At 65.7% G+C, this 21558-nt stretch carries 23 protein-coding genes and 1 tRNA gene; 7 read left to right on the forward strand and 17 right to left on the reverse strand.

The features are described 5' to 3' along the window. Positions 1–108: 108 nt before the first annotated feature. The 9 genes from rplL to J7I85_RS24520 form a co-directional block, all read right to left on the reverse strand. Positions 109–486, reverse strand: a complete 378-nt coding sequence (gene rplL / locus J7I85_RS24480) for a 50S ribosomal protein L7/L12 (protein WP_190608196.1) — start codon at positions 484–486, stop codon at positions 109–111. Positions 487–562: 76 nt separating this feature from the next. After that, positions 563–1156 carry a 50S ribosomal protein L10 gene (rplJ, locus tag J7I85_RS24485; RefSeq protein ID WP_214858498.1) on the reverse strand — a complete coding sequence of 198 codons (594 nt, stop codon included), beginning with the start codon at positions 1154–1156 and terminating at the stop codon, positions 563–565. Between the two features lie 314 nt (positions 1157–1470). Then, entirely contained in the window at positions 1471–2580 is a 1110-nt protein-coding gene (locus J7I85_RS24490; RefSeq protein ID WP_214858582.1) for a GNAT family N-acetyltransferase, read from the reverse strand. Positions 2581–2659: 79 nt separating this feature from the next. Further along, positions 2660–3751 carry a GNAT family N-acetyltransferase gene (locus J7I85_RS24495; RefSeq protein WP_214858500.1) on the reverse strand — a complete coding sequence of 364 codons (1092 nt, stop codon included), beginning with the start codon at positions 3749–3751 and terminating at the stop codon, positions 2660–2662. A 186-nt stretch (positions 3752–3937) separates the two neighbouring features. Continuing rightward, complete coding sequence (gene rplA, locus J7I85_RS24500) at positions 3938–4645, reverse strand: 50S ribosomal protein L1 (protein ID WP_214858502.1); 708 nt, start codon at positions 4643–4645, stop codon at positions 3938–3940. Between the two features lie 176 nt (positions 4646–4821). Then, positions 4822–5253 (reverse strand): 50S ribosomal protein L11, encoded by a 432-nt coding sequence (gene rplK / locus J7I85_RS24505; protein ID WP_214858514.1) that lies wholly within the window; start codon positions 5251–5253, stop codon positions 4822–4824. A gap of 133 nt (positions 5254–5386) precedes the next feature. After that, entirely contained in the window at positions 5387–6301 is a 915-nt protein-coding gene (gene nusG / locus J7I85_RS24510) for a transcription termination/antitermination protein NusG (protein WP_214858523.1), read from the reverse strand. A 113-nt stretch (positions 6302–6414) separates the two neighbouring features. After that, positions 6415–6699 carry a preprotein translocase subunit SecE gene (gene secE / locus J7I85_RS24515; protein WP_214858526.1) on the reverse strand — a complete coding sequence of 95 codons (285 nt, stop codon included), beginning with the start codon at positions 6697–6699 and terminating at the stop codon, positions 6415–6417. Between the two features lie 81 nt (positions 6700–6780). Further along, a tRNA-Trp gene (locus tag J7I85_RS24520) sits at positions 6781–6853 on the reverse strand. Positions 6854–7126: 273 nt separating this feature from the next. Here J7I85_RS24520 and J7I85_RS24525 point away from each other — a divergent pair. Then, complete coding sequence (locus J7I85_RS24525; protein ID WP_214858529.1) at positions 7127–8344, forward strand: pyridoxal phosphate-dependent aminotransferase; 1218 nt, start codon at positions 7127–7129, stop codon at positions 8342–8344. A 174-nt stretch (positions 8345–8518) separates the two neighbouring features. On the opposite strand, the gene J7I85_RS24530 is transcribed toward J7I85_RS24525, so the two are convergent. After that, the gene (locus J7I85_RS24530; RefSeq protein ID WP_214858533.1) at positions 8519–9196 is read right to left on the reverse strand and encodes a response regulator transcription factor; all 678 of its coding nucleotides are present in this window, start codon (positions 9194–9196) and stop codon (positions 8519–8521) included. Beyond that, positions 9193–10581 carry an ATP-binding protein gene (locus J7I85_RS24535; protein WP_214858539.1) on the reverse strand — a complete coding sequence of 463 codons (1389 nt, stop codon included), beginning with the start codon at positions 10579–10581 and terminating at the stop codon, positions 9193–9195. Before J7I85_RS24535 ends, J7I85_RS24530 begins: the two co-directional genes overlap by 4 nt. 125 nt (positions 10582–10706) lie before the next feature. On the opposite strand from J7I85_RS24535, the gene J7I85_RS24540 reads away from it, so the two are divergent. The 5 genes from J7I85_RS24540 to J7I85_RS24560 all read left to right on the forward strand — a co-directional run bounded on the left by J7I85_RS24540 (position 10707) and on the right by J7I85_RS24560 (position 15057). Next, complete coding sequence (locus tag J7I85_RS24540) at positions 10707–12389, forward strand: PspC domain-containing protein (RefSeq protein WP_214858547.1); 1683 nt, start codon at positions 10707–10709, stop codon at positions 12387–12389. A gap of 1 nt (position 12390) precedes the next feature. Continuing rightward, a complete protein-coding gene (locus J7I85_RS24545; RefSeq protein WP_214858548.1) occupies positions 12391–12675 on the forward strand; it encodes a hypothetical protein in 285 nt (94 codons plus the stop codon). A gap of 3 nt (positions 12676–12678) precedes the next feature. Next, on the forward strand, positions 12679–12933 hold the full coding sequence (locus J7I85_RS24550; protein WP_214858550.1) for a PspC domain-containing protein: 255 nt from the start codon (positions 12679–12681) through the stop codon (positions 12931–12933). A gap of 253 nt (positions 12934–13186) precedes the next feature. After that, entirely contained in the window at positions 13187–14212 is a 1026-nt protein-coding gene (locus tag J7I85_RS24555; protein ID WP_214858553.1) for a 6-phosphofructokinase, read from the forward strand. A 128-nt stretch (positions 14213–14340) separates the two neighbouring features. After that, positions 14341–15057: a GNAT family N-acetyltransferase gene (locus J7I85_RS24560; RefSeq protein ID WP_214858555.1), complete on the forward strand. Its 717-nt coding sequence runs from the start codon at positions 14341–14343 to the stop codon at positions 15055–15057. Between the two features lie 20 nt (positions 15058–15077). On the opposite strand, the gene J7I85_RS24565 is transcribed toward J7I85_RS24560, so the two are convergent. From J7I85_RS24565 to J7I85_RS24590, 6 genes are all read right to left on the reverse strand, one after another. Further along, positions 15078–16598: a DHA2 family efflux MFS transporter permease subunit gene (locus tag J7I85_RS24565; RefSeq protein WP_214858562.1), complete on the reverse strand. Its 1521-nt coding sequence runs from the start codon at positions 16596–16598 to the stop codon at positions 15078–15080. Between the two features lie 4 nt (positions 16599–16602). Then, the gene (locus J7I85_RS24570) at positions 16603–17019 is read right to left on the reverse strand and encodes an ankyrin repeat domain-containing protein (protein WP_214858564.1); all 417 of its coding nucleotides are present in this window, start codon (positions 17017–17019) and stop codon (positions 16603–16605) included. Then, positions 17016–18101 carry a folate-binding protein YgfZ gene (locus J7I85_RS24575; protein ID WP_214858566.1) on the reverse strand — a complete coding sequence of 362 codons (1086 nt, stop codon included), beginning with the start codon at positions 18099–18101 and terminating at the stop codon, positions 17016–17018. The genes J7I85_RS24570 and J7I85_RS24575 overlap by 4 nt, the downstream gene beginning before the upstream one ends. A 41-nt stretch (positions 18102–18142) precedes the next feature. Then, on the reverse strand, positions 18143–18865 hold the full coding sequence (locus J7I85_RS24580; protein ID WP_251024797.1) for a flavodoxin family protein: 723 nt from the start codon (positions 18863–18865) through the stop codon (positions 18143–18145). 109 nt (positions 18866–18974) lie between these two features. Next, positions 18975–19607: an FABP family protein gene (locus J7I85_RS24585; protein ID WP_214858570.1), complete on the reverse strand. Its 633-nt coding sequence runs from the start codon at positions 19605–19607 to the stop codon at positions 18975–18977. A 165-nt stretch (positions 19608–19772) separates the two neighbouring features. Next, positions 19773–20564, reverse strand: coding sequence for a permease (locus J7I85_RS24590; RefSeq protein WP_214858572.1), 792 nt, complete (start codon positions 20562–20564; stop codon positions 19773–19775). Between the two features lie 222 nt (positions 20565–20786). On the opposite strand from J7I85_RS24590, the gene J7I85_RS24595 reads away from it, so the two are divergent. Then, a complete protein-coding gene (locus J7I85_RS24595; RefSeq protein WP_214858573.1) occupies positions 20787–21485 on the forward strand; it encodes a response regulator transcription factor in 699 nt (232 codons plus the stop codon). Positions 21486–21558 lie beyond the last annotated feature (73 nt).

The following is a 21558-nucleotide window of genomic DNA, read 5'->3' on the forward strand; positions in this document are numbered from 1 at the left end:
AGTTGAGGGGGTTCCCAGCGCTGGGAACCCCCTCAACTGCCACCTACTTGGGTTAAACGCAGGAATCCCCGCCCACCGGAGTGGACGGGGATTCCTGAACAAGCAGTGTTACTTGACGGTAACGCGGGCGCCAGCTTCTTCGAGCTGAGCCTTTGCCTTCTCGGCAGCTTCCTTGGTGGCGCCTTCGAGAACAGCCTTGGGAGCGCTGTCAACCAGGTCCTTGGCTTCCTTGAGGCCCAGGGAGGTGATGGCGCGAACTTCCTTGATCACTGCAATCTTCTTGTCGCCAGCAGCTTCGAGGACGACGTCGAATTCAGTCTTCTCTTCGGCTTCCTCAGCGGCAGCGCCACCGGCGGGGCCGGCAACAGCTACAGCAGCAGCGGTAACTTCGAAGGTCTCTTCGAAGAGCTTGACGAACTCGGAGAGCTCGATGATGGTCAGTTCCTTGAAAGCTTCAATGAGCTCTTCGTTGCTGAGCTTCGCCATGGTGTGGCGTCCTTCCTATAAAGGTGGCCGGGGGCTTGATGCCGTTCCGATCCACCGGAGTCTTTTGGGGAGAGAGTTAGTTCTCTTCGGCAGCGGCTTCGGCCGGAGCCTCAGCTGCTTCTGCGTCAGCCTCTGCGGCAGGAGCTTCTTCAGCGGCGGGGGCTTCGGCTTCAGCCGGAGCACCGTTCTCTTCTTCAAGCTTGAGGCGCAGTGCGTCAATGATGCGTGCAGCAGCGGCAGCAGGTGCCTTGAGGATGCCTGCAACCTTGGCGAGCTGCAGCTCGCGGGACTCGAGTGCTGCCAGGGCAGCAACTTCGCTGGCGCTCAGTGCCTTGCCCTCGAAGTAACCGGTCTTGATGACCAGCTGCTTGTTGGCCTTGGCAAAATCCGTCAGGCTCTTGGCAGCTGCAACTGCGTCACCCTTGATGAACGCGATTGCAGTGGGGCCGGCGAGCTGGCCGTCGAATGCTTCGACCCCAGCTTCCTTGGCTGCAATGGCGGTCAGGGTGTTCTTGACGACCGCGAACTTGGTGTCCTGGCCGAGAGAAACACGCAGCTGCTTGAGCTGTGCAACGGTGAGCCCACGGTATTCGGTCAGGACAGCGGCGTTCGATTCCTTGAAATCGTTAGTGATCTCAGCTACTGCTGAAACCTTGGTAGGCGTTGCCATAACCCTCCTTCCGGGGATAGTGCCGGTATTCCGGGTCCCCGCTCAGGTGAGCTAAAACTAAAAACGCCCCGCGCAGATGCACGGGGCTTGGCTCAACGCTGTTCAAAACAGCGGAACTTTGCTTCGTTCACCTGCGCCGGCCGCCCTATGTTCAGGGTCCTTCGTCCGGAAACCCACTGGCTCTTTCGCACACAACTGCAGAGTTGAGCTGAGCTCGAAAGAGTGGGAATCCAACAACCGACGGTCTTTGGTAGTTCAAGCTTAGGGGACGGCCCTGTGCATTACCAAATCGGCCGCTCCTCCGCCACCAGGACCTAACTCCTCCTCGGTCCAAGGTCCGGCAGTTCCTTTTGCCAGATCCCGGTGACTCCCGCTGTCGTGAACCCAAGCTGGCGGTTGACCGTGAGGAGATACCGGTTTTCCGGCGCGTTCCAGGTGTAGATCACCCGCGCAGCGGGGAACTGCTCGGTGAGGCGCTCCATATTGGCCACCTTGATGAGCAGGCCGAGTTTGTTGCCGCGGTGCGCCTGCAGCACCACCGTGTCGTCCTGGAAGACTACGTCCTGCCGCTGCGCCAGGACGCTGATGGTCGTCAGCCCCACGAGCGTCTCGGTAGCAATGTGTTCGACGGCGGTCACCACCGTGCGCCGCCCCTGGGAGATCATGACTTCCTCGGCTTCCCGCAGGATCCGGGCATCGAAGACTATGTCGTCGGTCCCCTCCACGGGTCCGGCGTCGCCGCCGGCCTGGTTTTCGAGGGCTGCCACCGATTCCAGCCAGCGCTCCGGGCAGCGGTCGGTCCAGTGGTGCAGGCGGTAGCGGCCGTTGTTGGCCTCCTGGGCCTCCGCCTCGAGCTCCGCTACCAGCTTGCTGTCCAGCGGCAGCGCGCACGAGCTGAACTGTTCGATGTGCTGCAGCGTGTAACCGGTGCGCTGGGCGAAGTCCACCTCGCGGCTCCCCAAGGGCACATAGCCTTGGCCCGATCCAGGCACCAGCTGCTCGGGCGCGAACTCGTGCAGGGACGCACCGGGATGGTTGGTGTCCACCAGGATCATGGTGCGGCCCTCGTTCCGGGCGAAGTGCTCGGCGGCTTCCAGCAGCTGCCTGCCCACGCCCTGGCGCTGGTATTCAGGGAGGATGTCCAGGGTGAATTCGGCGAGGTCCAGGTTGTCGGCGAGGGGCAGGGCGATGTCCACAGTGCCCACGATGTCGTCGCCGACCTTTGCCACGAGGATTACCTGGCGCTCATACGGGTCTTCCAGTTCGAGGAGCTTTTCCAGCGGCGTGTAGGCAAGGTCATCACTCCCCCAGGTATCCATCCGGACCTTGCGCCCCACCTCCACCGCGGCGAGGAAGTCCGCTGCGTCGGCAGCATCCACTGAGTCCGGAATCCACAACCGCTCAATCCGCACCTCTATTGCCATCATCCCCAGCCGTTCCGCCGCTTGCCGTGAAGGCTGCGGGCTTGAGTCACGCGGTGTATCCGTCGCCAGCATATGCCGGTTAGCGCCGGCGCTGCCACTCACCGTCGTACCCTGCCGGACGGAAGCCGAGCGCCACATTGATGGCCAGCATGTGGTCATTCTCTGCGGCGTTGAATGTCAGGACCCGTTCCACTTCGGGATGGTCCTGCTGTAGGCGCCGCAGATTGCGCACCTTGACCAGCATCCCCAGCCGGTGCCCGCGGTGCGCCTTGGCCACGAGGGTGTCGTCCTGCTCAGCCAGCCATGGTTTGTCGTCCGAGTGCTGCAGTACCGAGTAGGCGGCCAACTCGCCGCTCGCCTTATGCCGGGCCACTGCCACCAGCGACTCCAAGCCCGTCCGCTTCCACTCGTCCTCGACGTGCCGGACGCGTTGGGCGTCCCACACCTCGGCGTCGTAGTGCAGCGCACCTGCCGGGGAGTCCGTGCTCATCCTGGACATGAGCAAGGCCATCTGTTCCACGTACTCATCCGGGCAGCGGTCCGTCCAGCCGAGGCTTTCGTACTGGTCCCCGGCAATGCCGGCGGCCTCGCGTTCCAATGCGTCCAGGACACCGTCCGACGGCGGCATGTCCAGTGCGCTGAAACGCGTCACCTGCTCGAGGGTGTAACCGGCCGCCACGGCGAAGCGGACGCCGCGCGCCGCGGCCGGGACCCCGCCCGTCCCCGTTCCGGGCCTCATGATCCCCGGGCCGTCCAGGTCGAACCCAGGCGCGTGCTCGGTGAAGGACTGCAGGGTGCTGCGCCCGTCCTCCCCCGCGAGTGCCTCTGCGTGCCGCAAGAGGGCCCGTCCGATGCTCCGACCGGTGAACCCGTTGAGGACGTCCACCCTGAGGAACGCATCCTGGAGGTTTTCCTTTTGCGTAAGCCTGACCCAGGACCTTGCAACCATGCGGCCGTCCAGCCGTACGAAGAAGAGCCGCAGCTTCGCGTAGTCGTCGTCGCGCCACGCTTCCAGCCTGGCCTGGCGGGGCGATGCCCGGTCCAGGTTGCCCCAAAGCTCCAGCACCACAGCGTCGCTGAGGTCGCTGAACTCGAGGAAGTCCACGGCGTCGGGAGCGTCAAGCGACGCAGGCAACAATAGCGGCTCGATCCGGTAGGAGGGCGTCGTCACCGGATCAGCCTAGCCGCATCGCCCTGAGTCCGACAGAGCCCCGTCCAGAGCGAGCCCGCGAGCCCGCTGGAGTCCCGGCGTCGTACTTCCGGCAGCGAAAGGACCACCGCAAAGCAGAAGGACCGCCCGGCAAACACCGGACGGTCCTTCTGCTTTGGCCGGATATCCGGCCGAGGCTCGCGAGACTTATGCCTCGATGAGAACCTTGGTGACGTTGGGGTCAACGGAGATGCCGGGACCGAACGTGGTGGCAACCGTTGCCTTCTGGATGTAGCGGCCCTTGGAAGCGGACGGCTTCAGGCGGAGCACCTCTTCGAGGGCAGCGGCGTAGTTCTCGGCCAGCTTGACGGAGTCGAACGAAACCTTGCCGATGATGAAGTGCAGGTTGGAGTGCTTGTCGACGCGGAAGTCGATCTTGCCGCCCTTGATGTCGGTGACAGCCTTGGTGACATCGGGGGTGACGGTGCCGGTCTTCGGGTTCGGCATCAGGTTACGCGGACCCAGGACCTTACCGAGGCGGCCAACCTTGCCCATGAGGTCAGGGGTGGCAACGGCTGCGTCGAAGTCGGTCCAGCCGCCGGCGATCTTTTCGATCAGGTCATCGGAACCAACGAAGTCGGCGCCGGCAGCGATTGCTGCTTCGGCCTTCTCGCCCGTGGCGAACACGAGGACGCGGGCGGTCTTACCGGTGCCGTGCGGCAGGTTGACGGTGCCGCGGACCATCTGGTCAGCCTTACGGGGGTCAACACCCAGGCGGAAGGCAACCTCAACGGTGGCGTCGAACTTGGACGGGTTGGTGTCCTTGGCGAGCGTCACTGCCTCGAACGGCGCGTAAAACTTCTCCGCGTCGATCTTGGCTACGGCTGCCTCATATGCTTTGCTGCGCTTTGCCATGCTGCTTATTTCTCCTTGTGCAGTTGTGGTCTGCGGACCGCGCTGGGCCCTGCCACAGTTGAATGATCGGGCGGATCTCCAACATTTCAATGATTCAGTGGTGCCGGTTTCCCGGCGGTGCTGCCCGGCGTCGTTCCCGGTTTCCCGGTCCCGGCGCCGCATCAGCGGTAAGGGAATTAACCCTCGACGGTGATACCCATGGAGCGGGCGGTGCCGGCGATGATCTTCGCTGCGCCTTCGATGCTGGTGGCGTTGAGGTCTTCCATCTTGGTGGTGGCGATCTCGTTGACCTGTGCCTGGGTCAGCTTGGCAACCTTGACGGTGTGCGGGGTAGCCGAACCCTTGGCGACACCTGCAGCCTTCTTGATGAGCTCTGCAGCCGGCGGGGTCTTGGTGATGAACGTGAACGAACGGTCTTCGTAAACGGTGATTTCAACAGGAATAACGTTGCCGCGCTGGGCTTCCGTCGCAGCGTTGTACGCCTTGCAGAATTCCATGATGTTGACACCGTGCTGGCCAAGCGCGGGACCGATCGGCGGGGCCGGGTTAGCGGCACCTGCCTGGATCTGCAGCTTGATGAGGCCGGTGACCTTCTTCTTGGGAGCCAATGTAGGGTCCTTCTCTCAAATGCGTCCTGGGACACAGGAGCGTGCCTCAGGTGGTTGACCGCCATGGCGAGGCGGCCGGCCGTTCCGGAACTGCTAAAGCGGGCCGTTCCGGAGCGAAATCTGTGGTGATCAGTTAGATCTTGGTGACCTGATTGAAGGCCAGCGTGACCGGGGTCTCGCGCTCGAAGATGGACACCAGCACCACGAGGGTCTGGGAATCCACCTTGATCTCGGAGATCGTGGCGGGAAGGGTCTCGAACGGGCCTTCCTTGACGATGACAGACTCGCCGACCTCGAAGTCGACGTCGACGTGGGCCGCAGCCTGCTTGGTGGGCTTGCCCTTTTCCGCCTGCTCCTCTTCGAAGACCGGGGCCAGCATGGAGAAGACCTCATCGAGGCGCAGCGGCACGGGGTTGTGGGCGTTGCCCACGAAGCCAGTGACGCCCGGTGTGTGGCGGACGGCACCCCAGGAGGCGTCGGTCAGGTCCATGCGGACCAGCACGTAGCCGGGGATGCGGACGCGGTTGATGACCTTGCGCTGAGCGTTCTTGATCTCAACGACCTCTTCCATCGGAACCTGGATTTCGAAGATGTAATCTTCCATGTCCAGAGTCTGGATGCGGGTCTCAAGGTTGGCCTTGACGCGGTTTTCGTAGCCGGCGTAGGAGTGGATGACGTACCAGTCACCCTCCTGGCGGCGCAGCTTGGACTTGAACTCTTCGGCGGGATCGGTGGCCTGGGCGGCAGCGGCGGCCAGGACGTCGGTCCCTTCGGCGCCTTCCTCGGCGTCCTCTCCGGTCACGTCGTCAGTATCGGCCTCGTCGTCGGCGTCAATATCGGTCTCGGCATCAGTATCGGCCTCGGCGTTAGTTTCGGTCTCGTCGTCGACGTCAGTATCGGTCTCGGCGTCAGCGTCGCCGTCGTACTCGGCGTCGCCTTCGGAATCGGGCGCAGCAGACTCAACCTCGGAGCCCTCAGCGGACTCAGCCGCGGGGTTCTGGGTTTCATCCAGCTCAGTCTCAGTTACCTCGAGCTCCTGCTCAGACACTTGGTCTCCTGCTTCCTCATTGCTAATTGCCTATTTAAATGGCTCAATTCCGCACACCCCGCAGCTCCTGCCGATTCCGGCCGGGAGTCTACGCAGTCTGCGGACCGATCGCCTTAGCGGTCCCCGGCGCCTGTACCGCCGAAGACCCAGCCCACCGCGGTGCCGAACCCCAGGTCCAGCAGAGTGACGATCACCATCATGATGACCACAAACACGAGCACCACGAGCGTGTAATTGATCAGTTCCTTGCGGGTGGGGGCTACGACCTTCTTCAGTTCACCAATGACCTGGCGGATGAAGAGTGCGATGCGAGCGAAGAAGCCGGCCTTGGCAGCCTTCTTTGCGGGGCGGCCCTTGGAGCTGCTTGCAGCTGTTTCGGTCACCTGTTCCTCACTCATCCTCGCAAGTCGGATTACCCGGCTCTGAACTGAACCTTTGTTTGCTGCGCTTGCTCCGGCTTTTCGCCGGAACAGCCTGCGCAGGGCAGACAGGACTCGAACCTGCAACCTGCGGTTTTGGAGACCGCTGCGCTACCAATTGCGCCACTACCCTATGGATCAAAAACCGATGAAGGCCGCACTTCCCCAAGGCCATCTGGGGCGCAAGTCATCAACCGTGTTTTCAACACCGGAGAACCAGTCTACGCAACAACTGCGCTTTCGTCGAACCAGCCTCATTTCGGACCGTTTTTCAGCTTCAGGATCCGCGCCGCACCGCAGTCACAAATCCGCGTTCCACCTCGAACGATCCGGTGAACAGCATAGAGTAGATTCCGTCGAATTCCACCATTCAGCTCTCCAGCTGCAAGCGAAGAACGGACCCGCCATGTCTGCCGCCCGCGTTTCCCAACGCATTTCCGCCATTGCCGAATCCGCCACCCTGGCTGTCGACGCCAAGGCCAAGGCGCTGAAGGCGGCGGGCCGGCCGGTGATTGGCTTCGGTGCGGGCGAGCCCGACTTCCCCACCCCGGGCTACATCGTCCAGGCCGCCATTGACGCCGCCAGCCAGCCGAAGTACCACCGCTACTCCCCCGCCGGTGGCCTGCCCGAGCTGAAGAAGGCAATCGCCGAGAAGACGTTCCGGGACTCCGGCTACAAGGCGGACCCGTCCCAGGTGCTGGTCACCAACGGCGGCAAGCAGGCCGTCTACAACACGTTCGCCACCCTCGTGGATCCGGGCGACGAAGTGATCGTGCCTACGCCGTTCTGGACCACCTACCCCGAGGCCATCCGCCTCGCCGGCGGCGTGCCGGTGGAGGTATTTGCCGGCCCGGAGCAGGACTACCTGGTGACCGTGGAGCAGCTCGAAGCAGCCGTAACGGACCGCACCAAGATCCTGCTGTTCGTGTCGCCGTCGAACCCCACCGGGTCCGTCTACTCGCCCGAGCAGGTCGCCGAAATCGGGAAGTGGGCCGCCGCCAAGGGCCTGTGGGTGGTCACGGACGAGATCTACGAGCACCTGACGTACGACGGCGTGCCCTTCACCTCCATTGCCACAGCCGCCCCTGAACTGGGCGACAAGGTTGTGATCCTGAACGGAGTGGCCAAGACCTACGCGATGACCGGCTGGCGCGTGGGCTGGATGATCGGACCCGCCGACGTCATCAAGGCCGCCACCAACCTGCAGTCGCACGCCACCTCCAACGTGTCCAACATCCCGCAGATCGCCGCCCTGGCAGCCGTCTCCGGCCCGCTCACCGCGGTGGACGAGATGAAGGTCGCCTTTGACCGCCGCCGGAAGGCCATCGTGGCCGGGCTGAACGCGATCGAGGGCGTTGAATGCCCGACGCCGAAGGGCGCCTTTTACGTGTACGCGGACGTCCGCGCGCTGCTGGGTAAGGAATTCCCGACGGCGAACGGCACGGCCCGCCCGGAGTCCTCGGCCGCGCTGGCCGCGCTGATCCTGGATGAGGTGGAGGTCGCCGTGGTCCCTGGCGAGGCCTTCGGCCCGTCCGGCTTCCTGCGCCTCTCCTACGCCCTGGGCGACGAGGACCTCGCCACCGGCGTCGGCCGCCTCCAGGACTTCCTCGGCAAGGCGCAGTAACCCCAAACCCTCCCTCACTTCTTGCAGGAAAAACACGGATCCTCCCTCAGATCCTGCAGAGAATTCTTAAACGCTCCCGCACCAAAAAAAGTGGTGCGGGAGCGTTTGCCTTTGGGCGGCAGGACGTGAGGACGCGTTTGGAAAAAGGCGACGGGAAGTGAGAACGCGTCGGGGCTAGAGGAGGCGGCGCTCGGCGGCCCACTTGGTCAGTTCGTGGCGGCTGGACAGCTGCAGCTTCCGGAGCACGGCCGAGACGTGGGTTTCCACGGTTTTGATCGAGATGAAGAGCTCCTTGGCCACCTCCTTGTAGCTGTAGCCGCGGGCGATCAGCCGCATCACCTCGAGTTCCCGGGCGGAGAGCTTGTCCAGTTCGTCGTCGGCAATGTCGGCCGCGGCGGTGCCGAACGCGTCCAGGACAAAGCCCGCCAGCCGCGGGGAGAACACCGCGTCGCCGCCGGCAACCCGGAATACGGCGTCGGTGATCTCCGCGCCGGAAATGGTCTTCGTGACATAGCCGCGGGCGCCGGCGCGGATGACGGCCACGACGTCCTCGGCCGCATCGGAGACGCTCAGGGCAAGGAAGCGCGTGGTTCCCAGGAACGCCGCGGAACCGGTGATGACTTCCCGCCCTCCCCCGCCGCGGCCGCCGGGCAGGTGCACGTCAAGCAGCACGACGTCGGGCCGTGCTGCGGCAATAACTTCGACGGCCTGTTCCACGGTGCCGGCCTCGCCGACCACCACCACGCTCGGGTCCAGGTCAGCCTTGAGGCCGGACCGGAAAATCGCGTGGTCATCCACGATCACCACCCGCACGGTTCTTCCCGCCGCGCCCGCCCCTGCTCGTGTACTCATGACTTCCCTTCCCCGTTGTCCGCGACGTCCGCAGGCAGCCTGAGGCGCACCTCCGTGCCGTCTGGACCGCTGTTGATTGCGGCGTTGCCGCCGTGCCGTTTCATCCGGCCAATGATCGATTCGCGCACGCCCAGCCTGTCGTGCGGGACTGAGTTCAGTTCGAAGCCCGGGCCGCGGTCCTTGACGAAGACTTCCGCGCCGCCGTCGGACACCTCCAGGTACACAGAGACGGGACCGCCACCGTGGCGGGCAGCGTTCAGCATGGCCTCGCGGCTGGCCTGGACCAGCGCTTCGTGGCGCTCTGTCATCTCCGTGTCGCCCACGGTCACGACGTCGACGGCGTTTCCGAGGCTGTCCTCAACCTCCGCGGCGGCGGCCTTGATCCGGTCCGAGAGCTGGCCGGCGTCGCGGGCCGGATCCTTGAAGAGCCAGCCCCGCAGCTCGCGCTCCTGCGCCCTGGCCAGGCGGACGACGTCGTGCTCGTTACCGGCGCGGCGCTGAATGAGGGCAAGGGTCTGCAGCACGGAGTCGTGCAGGTGGGCCGCGATCTCGGCCCGTTCGGTCGCCCGCACGCGGCCGGCCCGTTCGGTCTCCAAGTCACGCCAGAATTTCAGGCCCCAGGGCAGCAGCACCAGCGCCACGCCGCCCAGCACGGCCACGGACGCGAGCAGCGCCAGCCAGGTCTGCTGCCATGAGCCGGACCCGGAGACCATGACCAGAACCCCCGCCACCACGAGCGCCAGGCCCGCCGCCAGCCGCGCCCAGCCGCCGGCCTGGTCCGCTTTGGTCTTGTCCACCAGGCCGGCCCTGCGGGTTTCATCCAGCTGCATCCACGCAATTGCGGCGCCGCCGAGTATCGCAGCCGCCGGGATCAGCGTGCCGAGGGGCACCTCCACGCCCAGCAGCCTGGCGATCAGGATCGCGGCGACGAGCAGGAGCCCGGCGCCCAGCAGGATCTCCTTGCCGTAGCGCATGCTCCGGATCCGGAACCATGTGCCGGACCCGGGAGCGCCGGCAGGCGCCGCTGGCTGGGAGGCGGTGCCGGCGTCGTACTCCCCCGCCAACGGAGAGGCCGCCGGAGGGAAAAGAACGACGGCGGGGGCCGGGCCGGACTGCAAGCTCACGGGCGGCAGGCTCACGGCGGGGGCAATCGGCGACGCCGGGCGCCTGGCATTGCGTTTGGCGTTCTCGTCCGCTGTGGGAACCATGATCCACAGCCATCCGTAGAATGCGAGCCCTGCGCCCCCGGCGAAGGCGGCCACCACCATGCCGATCCGGACCATGCGCACCGGCCAGCCAAGATGGACCGCCAGGCCGGAGCAGACGCCGGCGATCACGCGGTCGCTGCTGCGGACCAGTGGAGGGCGGACAGTGGCTGTGGTCATGCATCAATCCAAACACGGATCAGGGTTCACGAGTCCCGTTCTGAGGGTGAACCCGGGGTAAGTCAGGGACGGCTCAGGGTGTTCCCCAATAGTGGACTGAACAGCATAAACGGCAGTATCGAAGTATGAACTCGCAGAACCCCAACCCCCATGAAGGCCAGCAGCCCGGCACCCCGTCCGAGGGCAGCACCGGCCAGGAACCGGAACAGCCCGCGGTGCGGGAAAACACGGAACCGGAAAATACAGAGCCGGAAAATCCCACAGCCCCGGAAAACGCAGCGCCGGAAAATCCTACGGAGCCACTGTTCCCGCCTCCGGCCGCGGATGAACCGCCGCACACTTCCGCTGGAGCCACCCCTCCTTCCGGAATGCACGCCGGGCCCAGTTCCGGAACCCACGCCCGGCCCGCTTACGGCGCTCCTGCGTATGGCGCTTCCGGTTACGGCCGTGCCGCACAGCCGCTGAACTTCTTCGACTGGATCCGCAGCCACGGAATCCACCGGGGACGCGACCGGTGGATCGGCGGCGTCTCGAGCGGCATCGCGGAACGGATGGGCATCGATCCGCTGATCGTGCGCGGCATCTTCATCGTGCTGACGCTGTTCGCAGGCATCGGCGTCCTCCTGTACGGCCTCGGCTGGGCCCTGCTGCCCGAGCCCGACGGCCGGATCCACACGCAGGAGGCGGGCGCCGGCCGGTGGAGCACAGGCATGACGGGCGCGCTCATCACCTCGATCATCGGCCTCACCGGCATGGGCGGCGGCTTCTGGGGCTGGGGCCACGACGGCTTCGGCTTCTTCTGGGCGCTGTTCTGGATCGGCGGCGTCATCTACCTCATTTACTTCCTGACCCAGCGCAACAAGAACCGAAGCGGAGCACCAATGGACGCCAGCACCGGCGGCCGGGCGGCCTACGGCTACGCCGGCACCGGCAACGCACCGGCGGCTGCCGCGGCCGGATCCTCCGCATCTCCGTCCTCCACAGCACAGTTCCAGGCGTCCACCTTCGCTGCCGGCAGCCATACGCCTACCCAGCCCTACACGGTACCGCCGACTCCGGACGCCATCCCGTCGTACACCCCTGCAACCCCGTACGGCTCCGCAACCCCCACATCCCCATACGGCGGCGGCCTTCCGCCACGCCGGCCCGCTCCGGTCCCGACGCCGGCGCCCAAGCCGCGGCCGAGCGGCCCCGGAGCTCCTGCCGTGGCCATCACCGCCGGACTGGCGCTGCTGGCGGGCGGCACGCTCAAGGCGCTCGACGCGGGCAACCTGATTGATCTCGGCGACTCGGCCAACGCCGTGGTCTGGGCAGCCGGTGCAGCGGTCCTTGGCCTTGGCATCCTGCTGGCCGGGATGCGCGGCAGGACCTCGGGTGTTCTCGGGTTCTTCGCCGTGGTGGCACTCATCGTCGGCGGCATCTTCAGCGCCGTCCCCAACGGTGACCGGTTCCGCTTCCAGAATGCGGACTGGAACCCCGTCACCATCGAACAGGCCCGCCAGGGCTTCCAGATCACCGGAGGCCGCGGAACTGTGGACCTCACCGGCCTGAACCTGAACCCACCCCTGGGCACCGACGTCGTAATCCCCCTCGACGCCACAGCCAGCAACGTAACGGTCGTCATTCCGCGCACCGTGCCGGTGGATGTCCGGGCCGACATGACCCTGGGCAACCTGAACGAGGGCGCGGACAGCCGAAGCGGCATCACCTCCCGGCAAAGCAGCTACAACTCGGACAAGCCCGGGGCCCGGCTGATCCTCCAGATCGACGGCACCGTGAGCAACATCACCATCCAGGAAGGAAACTGACATGAGCAGTTTTGATCCGTCACCGGAAACAAACTCCGCGCCCAAACCGCCCACCGCGGGCAAGAACGAACCCGCCGAAGCGCCCGCCCGGGTGGGCACCATCGTCTGGGGACTCGTGGTCCTAGCCCTGGCCGTTCTCATCACCATCTCCCAGATGGGGATCGTGGTCCTGAACGGGACATACGTGCTGATCGGCCTAATGATCGGGGCCGGGACCGCGCTGGTGATCGGCGGCCTGCTCTCAGCACGAAAACGTGACAACAGCACAACAAACGGGAAGTCTTAAACCATGGAAAAGTTCTACAGCATTGTCAGGGGCCTTGGCCTGAAGCGCGGACCGCAGCGCTGGCTGGGCGGCGTGTGCGGCGGAATCGCCGAGAAGCTGAACGTGGACGTGGCATTCGTCCGGATCGGTTTCCTCATCTTTTGCCTGCTGCCGGGCCCGGCCATCGTGTTCTACCTGGCGGCATGGCTGATCCTGCCGGACCAGAACAACTCGATCGCGCTTGAGTCCTTCCTCGAAAAGCGCGGCACAGGCCGGTAGTACACCGGCGGGCCGGCAAAACCGCCCCGCCGGCAGCCGCCGTCGTCCGTTTTACACAGGCCCCCGTTCCCGCCGGAACGGGGGCGCTCTGCCGTCCCGGCCCTTACCGGTCCCGGCGTCCGGGCCCCGCGTCCGGACCTCTCGAGGCTGTAACCGTTTGTGTCCTACCCCACACTCCCCACTAGAATCTCTAATTGAGCTCAGCGTGGCGCTCTGCCCGTAAAACCTTCGAACCAGGATTTGAGCCAAGAAAATGAAAATCGGAATCCTCACCAGCGGCGGCGACTGCCCCGGACTCAACGCGGTTATCCGCGGCGCCGTCCTTAAAGGCATTGCCATCCACGGCCACGAATTCGTGGGGTTCCTCGACGGCTGGCGCGGAGTGGTTGAGGGTGACATCATCCCCATTCCCCGTACTCTTGTCCGCGGTATTGCCAAGCAGGGCGGCACCATTCTGGGCACGTCCCGCACCAACCCGTTCGAGAACGGCGGCGGACCGGACGTCATCAAAGCCCACATGGACCGCCTGGGCATCGACGCCATCATCGCCATCGGCGGCGAAGGAACCCTCGCGGCCGCCAAGCGCCTCACCGACGCCGGCCTGAAGATCGTCGGCGTTCCCAAGACCGTTGACAACGACCTCGACGCCACGGACTACACCTTCGGCTTCGACACCGCCGTGCAGATTGCCACCGAGGCAATCGACCGGCTGCGGACCACCGGCGAATCCCACCACCGCTGCATGATCGCCGAGGTCATGGGCCGCCACGTCGGCTGGATCGCCCTGCACGCAGGCATGGCCTCGGGCGCCCACGCCATCCTGATTCCGGAGCAGAAGACCAGCATCGAGCAGATCACCAAATGGGTAACTGAGGCTCATGACCGTGGCCGTGCACCGCTGGTAGTCGTGGCCGAGGGATTCGTCCCGTCGCATATGGAATCACCGCACTCCGAACGCGGGCTGGATACCTTCGGCCGGCCGCGGCTGGGCGGGATCGCCGACCAGCTGGCCCCGGAAATCGAAGCCAGGACCGGCATCGAGACTCGCGCCACCATCCTGGGCCACATCCAGCGCGGCGGCGTCCCGTCCGCTTTCGACCGCGTCCTGGCCACCCGACTCGGCATGGCCGCCGTCGACTCCGTGGTCGAAGGCCGCTGGGGCACCATGGTGTCGCTGAGCGGCACCGACATTGACCACGTGGCCTTCGAAGCCGCGCTGGGCAAACTCAAGACCGTCCCGCAGCACCGCTACGACGAGGCCGCGGTCCTCTTCGGCTAAGCCCCGCTCCGGGCCAGTCCGGCTTCCAGGAGCGCGAACGTACAGTTGTGGCCCCTGATTCTGCGGAGTCAGGGGCCACAACTGTACGTTGGCGCCTGTCTGCCGCAGGGGATCGGTAGGCTGGGACCATGAGTCTTGACCCCGGATCCGCCGCCATCATCCAGCTGGCCTGGGCGCGCCGCCTAGGGCTCGACGACGGCGCTTTCGCCCGCGCGCTGGAAACCAACGAGCGGATCACCAGGGCTGACGACTCCGCGCACTCGGTCGAATTCGTGCGCCTGTTCGGCAGCTCTGCCCTGGTGGGTCCTCAGTGGGCGCTGGACGCCGCGGCCGGCATCTCCGATGAGGAGATGGCCCAGCACGTCACCATGCTGACCATCTCCCGCCAGCACGGAGGGCACGGCCAGGGTTCCGCGGCGCTCTTCTTCGCCGACGACCTGCCGCTGCGGCAGCCGGCGGAGGAGCTGACGGTGTCGCACGGCAACCCGGAGGCCATCGAACTGGAGGGCCTGTGCCCGCCCGATGACGTGAACGAGGTGGGCCTGTCCGACCTGGAGAACCGCTACACCATCATTCACGACGACGACGGGCGGCGGGTGCCGGTGGCCTGCGGCGCCTACTCGGAATGGGAGGGCATCCTGGCCAACATGGGGGTCCTCGTGGCCCCCGAGTGGCGCCGCCGCGGACTGGGATCATTTGCGGCGTCGGTGGCCGCCCACGAAGCCCTGGTCACGGGGCTGACGCTGCAGTGGCGCACCGACGTCAGCAACAAGGGCTCGCTGGCCACGGCACGCAGCCTGGGCTTTTCCACCGGCGGCATCCAAACCAGCGTGCTCCTCGGCTAGCTCTACCGAGCGCGGCAGGCTCAGCGTGTCGTCGTCGCCTCCGCGGCCTGGCCGGCAGCTGGCCGCTCCCCGCCCCAGCCCTGCACCGGCTTGGGCCGGGCGAAGAACAGCGCCACCGCTGCGCCGAGCACGACCACAGCCGCAGGCAGCATGATGGACTGGCCCATCGCCGTCGAAAATCCGTCATGGAGGGCCGGAGGCAACTGGCCGCCGAAGCTAGCCGACTCGCCGCCGCCTGATCCGCCAGGCGCCCCCGCAGCGGGAAGTTCCGCCGCGAGCCTGGCCTGCATCAGCACGGCGATGGCGGCACTGCCGAGGACGGCACCGATCTGCCGGGTGGTGTTGTACACGCCGGCGCCTGCACCCGCCTGCCGCGGCGGCAGGTTGCGGGTGGCCGTTGAACTCAGCGGAGCCCAAATACCGGCGTTCGCGAAGCCGAGCACGGCACTCGGCAGCAGGAACAGCCACACCGGGGTGTCCGGATGCATCAGTGCTGAATTCCAGAACAGCGCAACCGCCATGAGCAGCAAGCCGGTGGACGTTATGTATTTCGGGTTCACGCGATCGATGATCCTGCCCACCACGGGGGCCAGCCCGCCGGAAATCAGCGCCATCGGCACCATCATGAGGGCCGACTGCGTGGGCGTCATGCCGCGCACCATCTGGTAGTAAAAGATCAGCGGCAGGCCGAAGGCCGTGACGGTGAAGCCCACCGTGGTGATCCCGATGTTGGCCAGCGAGAAATTGCGGTCCTTGAAGAGACCCAGCGGGAGCAGCGGCTCACCTTTATTAACAGCCTGCCAACCGACGAACAGCACCAGCACTACGATGCCGCTGATGATCAGGCCCCACACTGTTACCGGACCGCTGATGGTTCCCCAGTTGTAGGTCTCGCCTTCCTGAAGACCGAAGACGAGGAGAAAAAGCCCGACGGCGCTCAGCACCACGCCGGGGATATCGAACCTGTGCGGGTGGGTGGTCAAAGACGGCACAAGACGCCAGGCGAGGATGAAACCAACGATCCCGATGGGAACATTGATGAAGAAGATCCACTCCCAGCCCAGTCCGTCCACCAGCACGCCGCCGAGGATCGGGCCCACCAGCGTGGCTACGCCGGCAGTGGCACCCCACAGGCCCATTGCAGCGCCGCGCCGGTCCGGCGGGAAGATACGCGTGATCACGGCCATGGTCTGCGGCGTCATCAGCGCTGCGCCCAGTCCCTGGAGAACGCGCGCAGCGATCAACATCTGGACGTTGCCGGAGAGCCCGCACCAGAGCGACGCAAGGGTGAAGACCACGAGCCCGGACAGATACAACCGCTTGGGTCCGAACCTGTCACCGAGCCTGCCGGTGATCAGCAACGGCACCGCATAGGCCAGCAGATAGGCGCTGGTGACCCAGATGACGGCGTTGATGTCCGTGTCCAGCCCCTCCATGATGCGCGGGTTCGCGACCGAAACGATGGTGGTGTCGATCAGGATCATGAAGAAGCCGATGACAAGGGACCAGAGTGCAGGCCAAGGCCTGCTTACGTTCTCCAAGTGCTCAGCCCAGCAATTCCAGGATGTCGGCCCGGGCGAACATCTGGGCGGCGGCACGCGCAGAGGGGGTGCCGGCGTCGGGATCTGCTCCCGCGTCAAGCAGCACCCGGGCGACGTCCAAGTAGCCCTTGAAAACGGCGCCAGCCAGCGGGGTCTGTCCGCGGTCGTTGGCAGCGTTGGCGTCACCACCGTGGTGGAGGATCAGTTGCACGGTCTCGGCAAAGCCGTGGTACGCGGCGAGCATGAGCAGCGAGTCGCCTGCGGAGTTGGTCAGCGTGGCCGGGGCGCCGGCGTTGAGGTAGCTGCGCAGCAGCTCGGTCTCGCCGTTGCGGGCGGCGTCGAAGAGGGTATGCGCCAAGGCGAGGGTTTCCTCATCCGGCTGCTGCCGAGCCTGGTCCCCGGGCGTGGTGGAGTCTGTCATTTGTGGGTCCCCCTCAGGAATCCTGTCTGCCTTCCGACCACCTGGCCGGCGTCGGGCGCCACGATTATTTCCTGCGCGGCTGTGTACGGTTCGTCCCCGTCCATAACCGTCAGTATTTCATCCGGGGCGACGGAACGCTTGATGACTGCCAAGGCGATGGCGCCCATCTCGTAGTGCTGCGCCACGGACGTCACGGTGCCCACCCTGCGCTCCCCCACCCGGACCTCGCTGCCGGCGGCCGGCATGGTGTGCTGGGAACCGTCGAGCTGCAGGAACACCAGGCGCCGCGGCGGGTGGCCAAGGTTGTGTACGCGCGCGATCGTCTCCTGGCCTTTGTAGCAGCCCTTGGCCAGATGCACGGCGGTGCGCAGCAGGTCCAGTTCATGCGGGATGGTCTTGTCGTCCGTTTCGGCGCCGAGCCGCGGACGCCAGGCGGCAACCCGCAGGGCTTCGGCGGAGAGCACGCCCGCGAGCTTGCGGTCCCCCACCGTCGCTTCGAGCTCCGCCGCGGGCACGAGATATTCGAACCACGGGCGTTCGGCCCCGGGGTGGGTGTCCTCGCCGACCACGGAGTAGGCGTACCCGCCCGCCCCGACGTGCGGCCAGGGGTCCTGCCACACCTGCAGGCCGGCCCATTCGGGCACGGCCTTGGTGGATCCCACCACTGCCCAGTCGGGTGAGACGTCCGCCACTTCGACGCGGAGCATGAACTTCATCCTGGTCAGCCACTCGGCCAGGGGACCCGCTTCGGCCGCCTCGACGATCAGCCAGGTGGTCCCGCCGTCGTCCAGCACGCGCGCATCGAACTCGATGCGGCCCTGCACACTCAGGAGCAGCAGTTCGCTGGACTCACCGGGCTGAAGGTCGGTGACCTGCTGGGAGGACAGCGTGTTGAGCCAGCTCAGGCGGTCGGGTCCGGTGACCGTCACCACGCCGCGGTGGGAAAGATCGACGACGGCGGTCCCGGCCGCGAGGGCGCGCTGCTCCCGCAGCGGTTCGCCGTAGTGGGACGCGACGCCGGTGTCGGCGCCGACCGCTTCAACGGCGCCAGGGCGCGACAACAGAGGGCTCTTGGTAGTCATATGAAAGGGAACGTCCTTGGCTGGGAGGGTATTCCGGCCACCTAGCGGTACTCCGGGTTTTCGAAACCAAATTTAGTTCCGGCCTTCCATTCTTCCGGAAGGTTGCCATAGGCGGGAATTCCGCCGGCGTCCTTCAGCGTCCGGGCCAAATGGAGGAGGTTCCACGTCATGAACGTGGCGTTCCGGTTCGTGAAGTCGCTCTCCGGGCCACCCGAACCCTCATCCAGGTAGCTGGGTCCCGGCCCGACGGGGCCGATCCAGCCGGCGTCGGCCTGCGGCGGGATGGTGAAGCCGATGTGCTGCAGGCTGTAGAGGACGTTCATGGAACAGTGCTTGATGCCGTCCTCGTTGCCGGTGATCAGGCAGCCGCCCACCTTCGGGTAAAAGGCCCACTGGCCCTTCTCGTTGAGCTGGCCCGAATGGGCGTAGAGCCGCTCGATGAGCTTCTTGGTCTGCGAGGAGTTGTCCCCCAGCCAGATGGGTCCGGCCACCACCACGATGTCCGCGTCCTTGACGGCCGGGTACAGCTCGGGCCAGTCATCGGTTGCCCAGCCGTGCTCGCGCATGTCCGGGTACACGCCGCTGGCGATGTCGTGGTCGACCGTCCGGATGACCCGGGTGGCCACGCCCTGCTTCTCCATGATCAGCCGGCTCACCGTGATCAGGCCCTCGGTGTTGCTCGTCTCCGGCGAACGCTTGAGCGTGCCGTTGAAGTACAGGGCTTTGAGGTCGCTGTAGTCAGCCGGGGGCTGGGACTCATCCATCGGACACTCCATCGGGTTGCTGCGGACTCAGGCATGGAGACCTGAGGCCAAAGTAGCCGAAAGGAGCGCCGCCGAACAGGGTTTCGGAACAGCAGCGGGGTGGCTGCGGTCAGGAGACCTTGTTAAGGAACGCCGAAGCGTGGGCCTCCAGGCCATTGCCCGGTTCAGCAGCCGCGGTCCTTGCCGACGGGCTGCCGGTGGCCACGTCCCACCGCCAGAGCAGGTTGCCGTCCACCAACCCGAAAATCCGGGTGGCCGCGCTGTAGTCCTTGGAGTGGCTGCCGCGCATCACCATGTCGGTGCTGAGCTGGATCTGCGGGCCCTTGATCTGCCCGTAGTACAGCTCCGAGATGCCGCCCGGGTGGCTGATCGACACCGAGATGTCGAAGCCGCCATCCTTGTTGCGGAGCGCCTCAACCTCGTCGGCGCTTTTCAGCACGGGCACGATGTCCCCGGGAACCAGGCCGGGGCCGCTGTCGCCCTCCAGCTGTTTGCGCTCCAAGGCCCAAAAACCGGTCTCAACAGTGAGCGGCCGGAGCCTGGTGCCGTCCTCGTCGGTCAGCCAGCTTTCCGCACGGTACTGCAGGTACGGCAGACCGTTGTGCGTGAAGGAAACATGCTGCAGAAAGTGCTCTGAACTTTCATCACCGGCCCCGAGCCGGCCACGGCCCTCCCACTCGCCGATGAGCCAGGAGAGGGGAACCAGTTCGGGGGTCAGGTCTGTAGGAATTTCAATAGGCACAGCCGCTACCTCTCGAAACCGCTAAGCAGGGGTTCTACCGCTGTCCCTTGAACAGCCGGTAGACAACAAAACCGGCAAACCAGGCCATGGACAGGCTGGCAACGCCGAGCAGGACAAGGAAGAAGATTTCAAATGCAAGTACGGACATGATGCCATCCTAACCCGTCAGGAGATGAGTAGTTTGTCTATGAAGTAGGCGAGCGAACCGACCGCCGAAATCGGCGCCAGGCCCATGCCCAAGGCAGCCGGAAAGTTCAGCGGAGCGCCCCTGAGCGTCACCAGCCGGCGGAAACTGACCAGGACCGCCCCGACCACCACACCGAACACGGCCGCGGGCAAAACGGCGATGTCGGAGAACACCAGGCCGGCGAGCGGCCCGGCCAGTCCGGCCAGGGTGATGCCCAGGGGCGCAATGATCCGGTCCGGCCAGCGGATCAGGCCGGCGAACAGTGCGACGGCGGCGCTGATGCCGGCCACCAGCACCATCTCCTTGACACCGTTGAACCGGGCGCTGGCGATCCAGCCGGAGCCCAGGCAGGAGAGGAGGACGCCCACGCTGCAGCCGAGTGTCGACTCGAGGCGCTGTGCCTGCCCCGTGCCGCGCACCAGCTGGACAAGGAAGACGGCGGTGACACCCAGGGCAATGAAGCCGGGCGTCCAGTTGAGGTAGCCGGGGGCGGCCGCGAAAGTGGCCGCAACGGCCGAGCCGGCCCCTGCCAGTCCGATCACGGCCGCGAGGGTTTTCTTGGCGGGGATTCCCAGGTAGTGGGGCCAGCCAACGCCGATCCCCAGGGCAAAAAGCACGGCAACCGCGAGGAGGACGTCCGGAGTCCGGAAGACGCTGGCCACCAGCGCGGCCAAGCCCGCCAGGCCAACGACTCCAATGCTCCATGACTGGAGCGTCCGGCCGGCAGCAGCAGGAGCGCTCACCTCGGGGGCAGGCCGTGGCGTACTCATCTCGGACTCTGCACTCAAATCTGCTGCGACCTCATCCTGGCTGTGCCGTTGACGGGCAGGGGCTCGGCCCCCTGACGGTTTCAATCCTGCCCTATGCGACCGCCATATGTCGTAAACAAGGCGCGCGGGTATGGCCCCTCAGTGTCCGTCGGGGAGCCGTTGGGTATACTCAGACATCAGCTCAGTCGCCCGACGATGCGCGGACAGCCCCTTGGAGGAATAATGTCGCACATCCTGTTACTGACCAACAGCACCGGGTCATCGGTGGACATTTTGCCTGCCCTGGAGCTCCTGAACCACCGGGTGCACATCCTTCCCGCCGAGCCCACCGCCCTGCTCGAGACAGACCCCTGTGACATCGTTCTCCTGGACGCACGCAAAGACCTTGTGGGCGCCCGCTCACTGACCCAACTCCTGAAAGCCACCGGCCTCAGCGCACCCCTGGTGCTGATCCTCACCGAGGGCGGCATGGCGGCCGTTTCCTCAGCCTGGGCCGTCGATGACATCGTGCTCGACTCGGCCGGCCCCGCCGAGGTGGAGGCACGGATACGCCTCTCTATCGCCCGGGCTGTACCGGAGAAGGAGGAGGCTCCCTCCGAGATCCGGGCCGCCGGCGTCGTTATTGACGAGGCGAGCTACACGGCGCGGGTCAACGGTGCGGCACTGAACCTGACCTTCAAGGAATTCGAACTCCTGAAGTACCTGGCGCAGCACCCCGGCCGGGTATTCACCCGGCAGCAGCTCCTCACCGAAGTCTGGGGCTATGACTACTACGGCGGCACCCGGACCGTGGACGTCCACGTCCGGCGGCTGCGCGCCAAGCTGGGCGCCGACCACGAGAACCTGATCAGCACAGTGCGCAACGTGGGATACCGGCTCACCCTTATCCGCCAGCACGAGGACGAACTCACCGAGGCGTAGGCCTCAGGCGGACCCCCGGGCCCGCCGCCGAGTGCCTGCACCATCTGCAGTAGAAATACAGAACGGCCCGGCT

The organism is Arthrobacter sp. ISL-65, from assembly GCF_018613795.1.
In the GTDB taxonomy this organism is placed as follows: Bacteria; Actinomycetota; Actinomycetes; order Actinomycetales; family Micrococcaceae; genus Arthrobacter.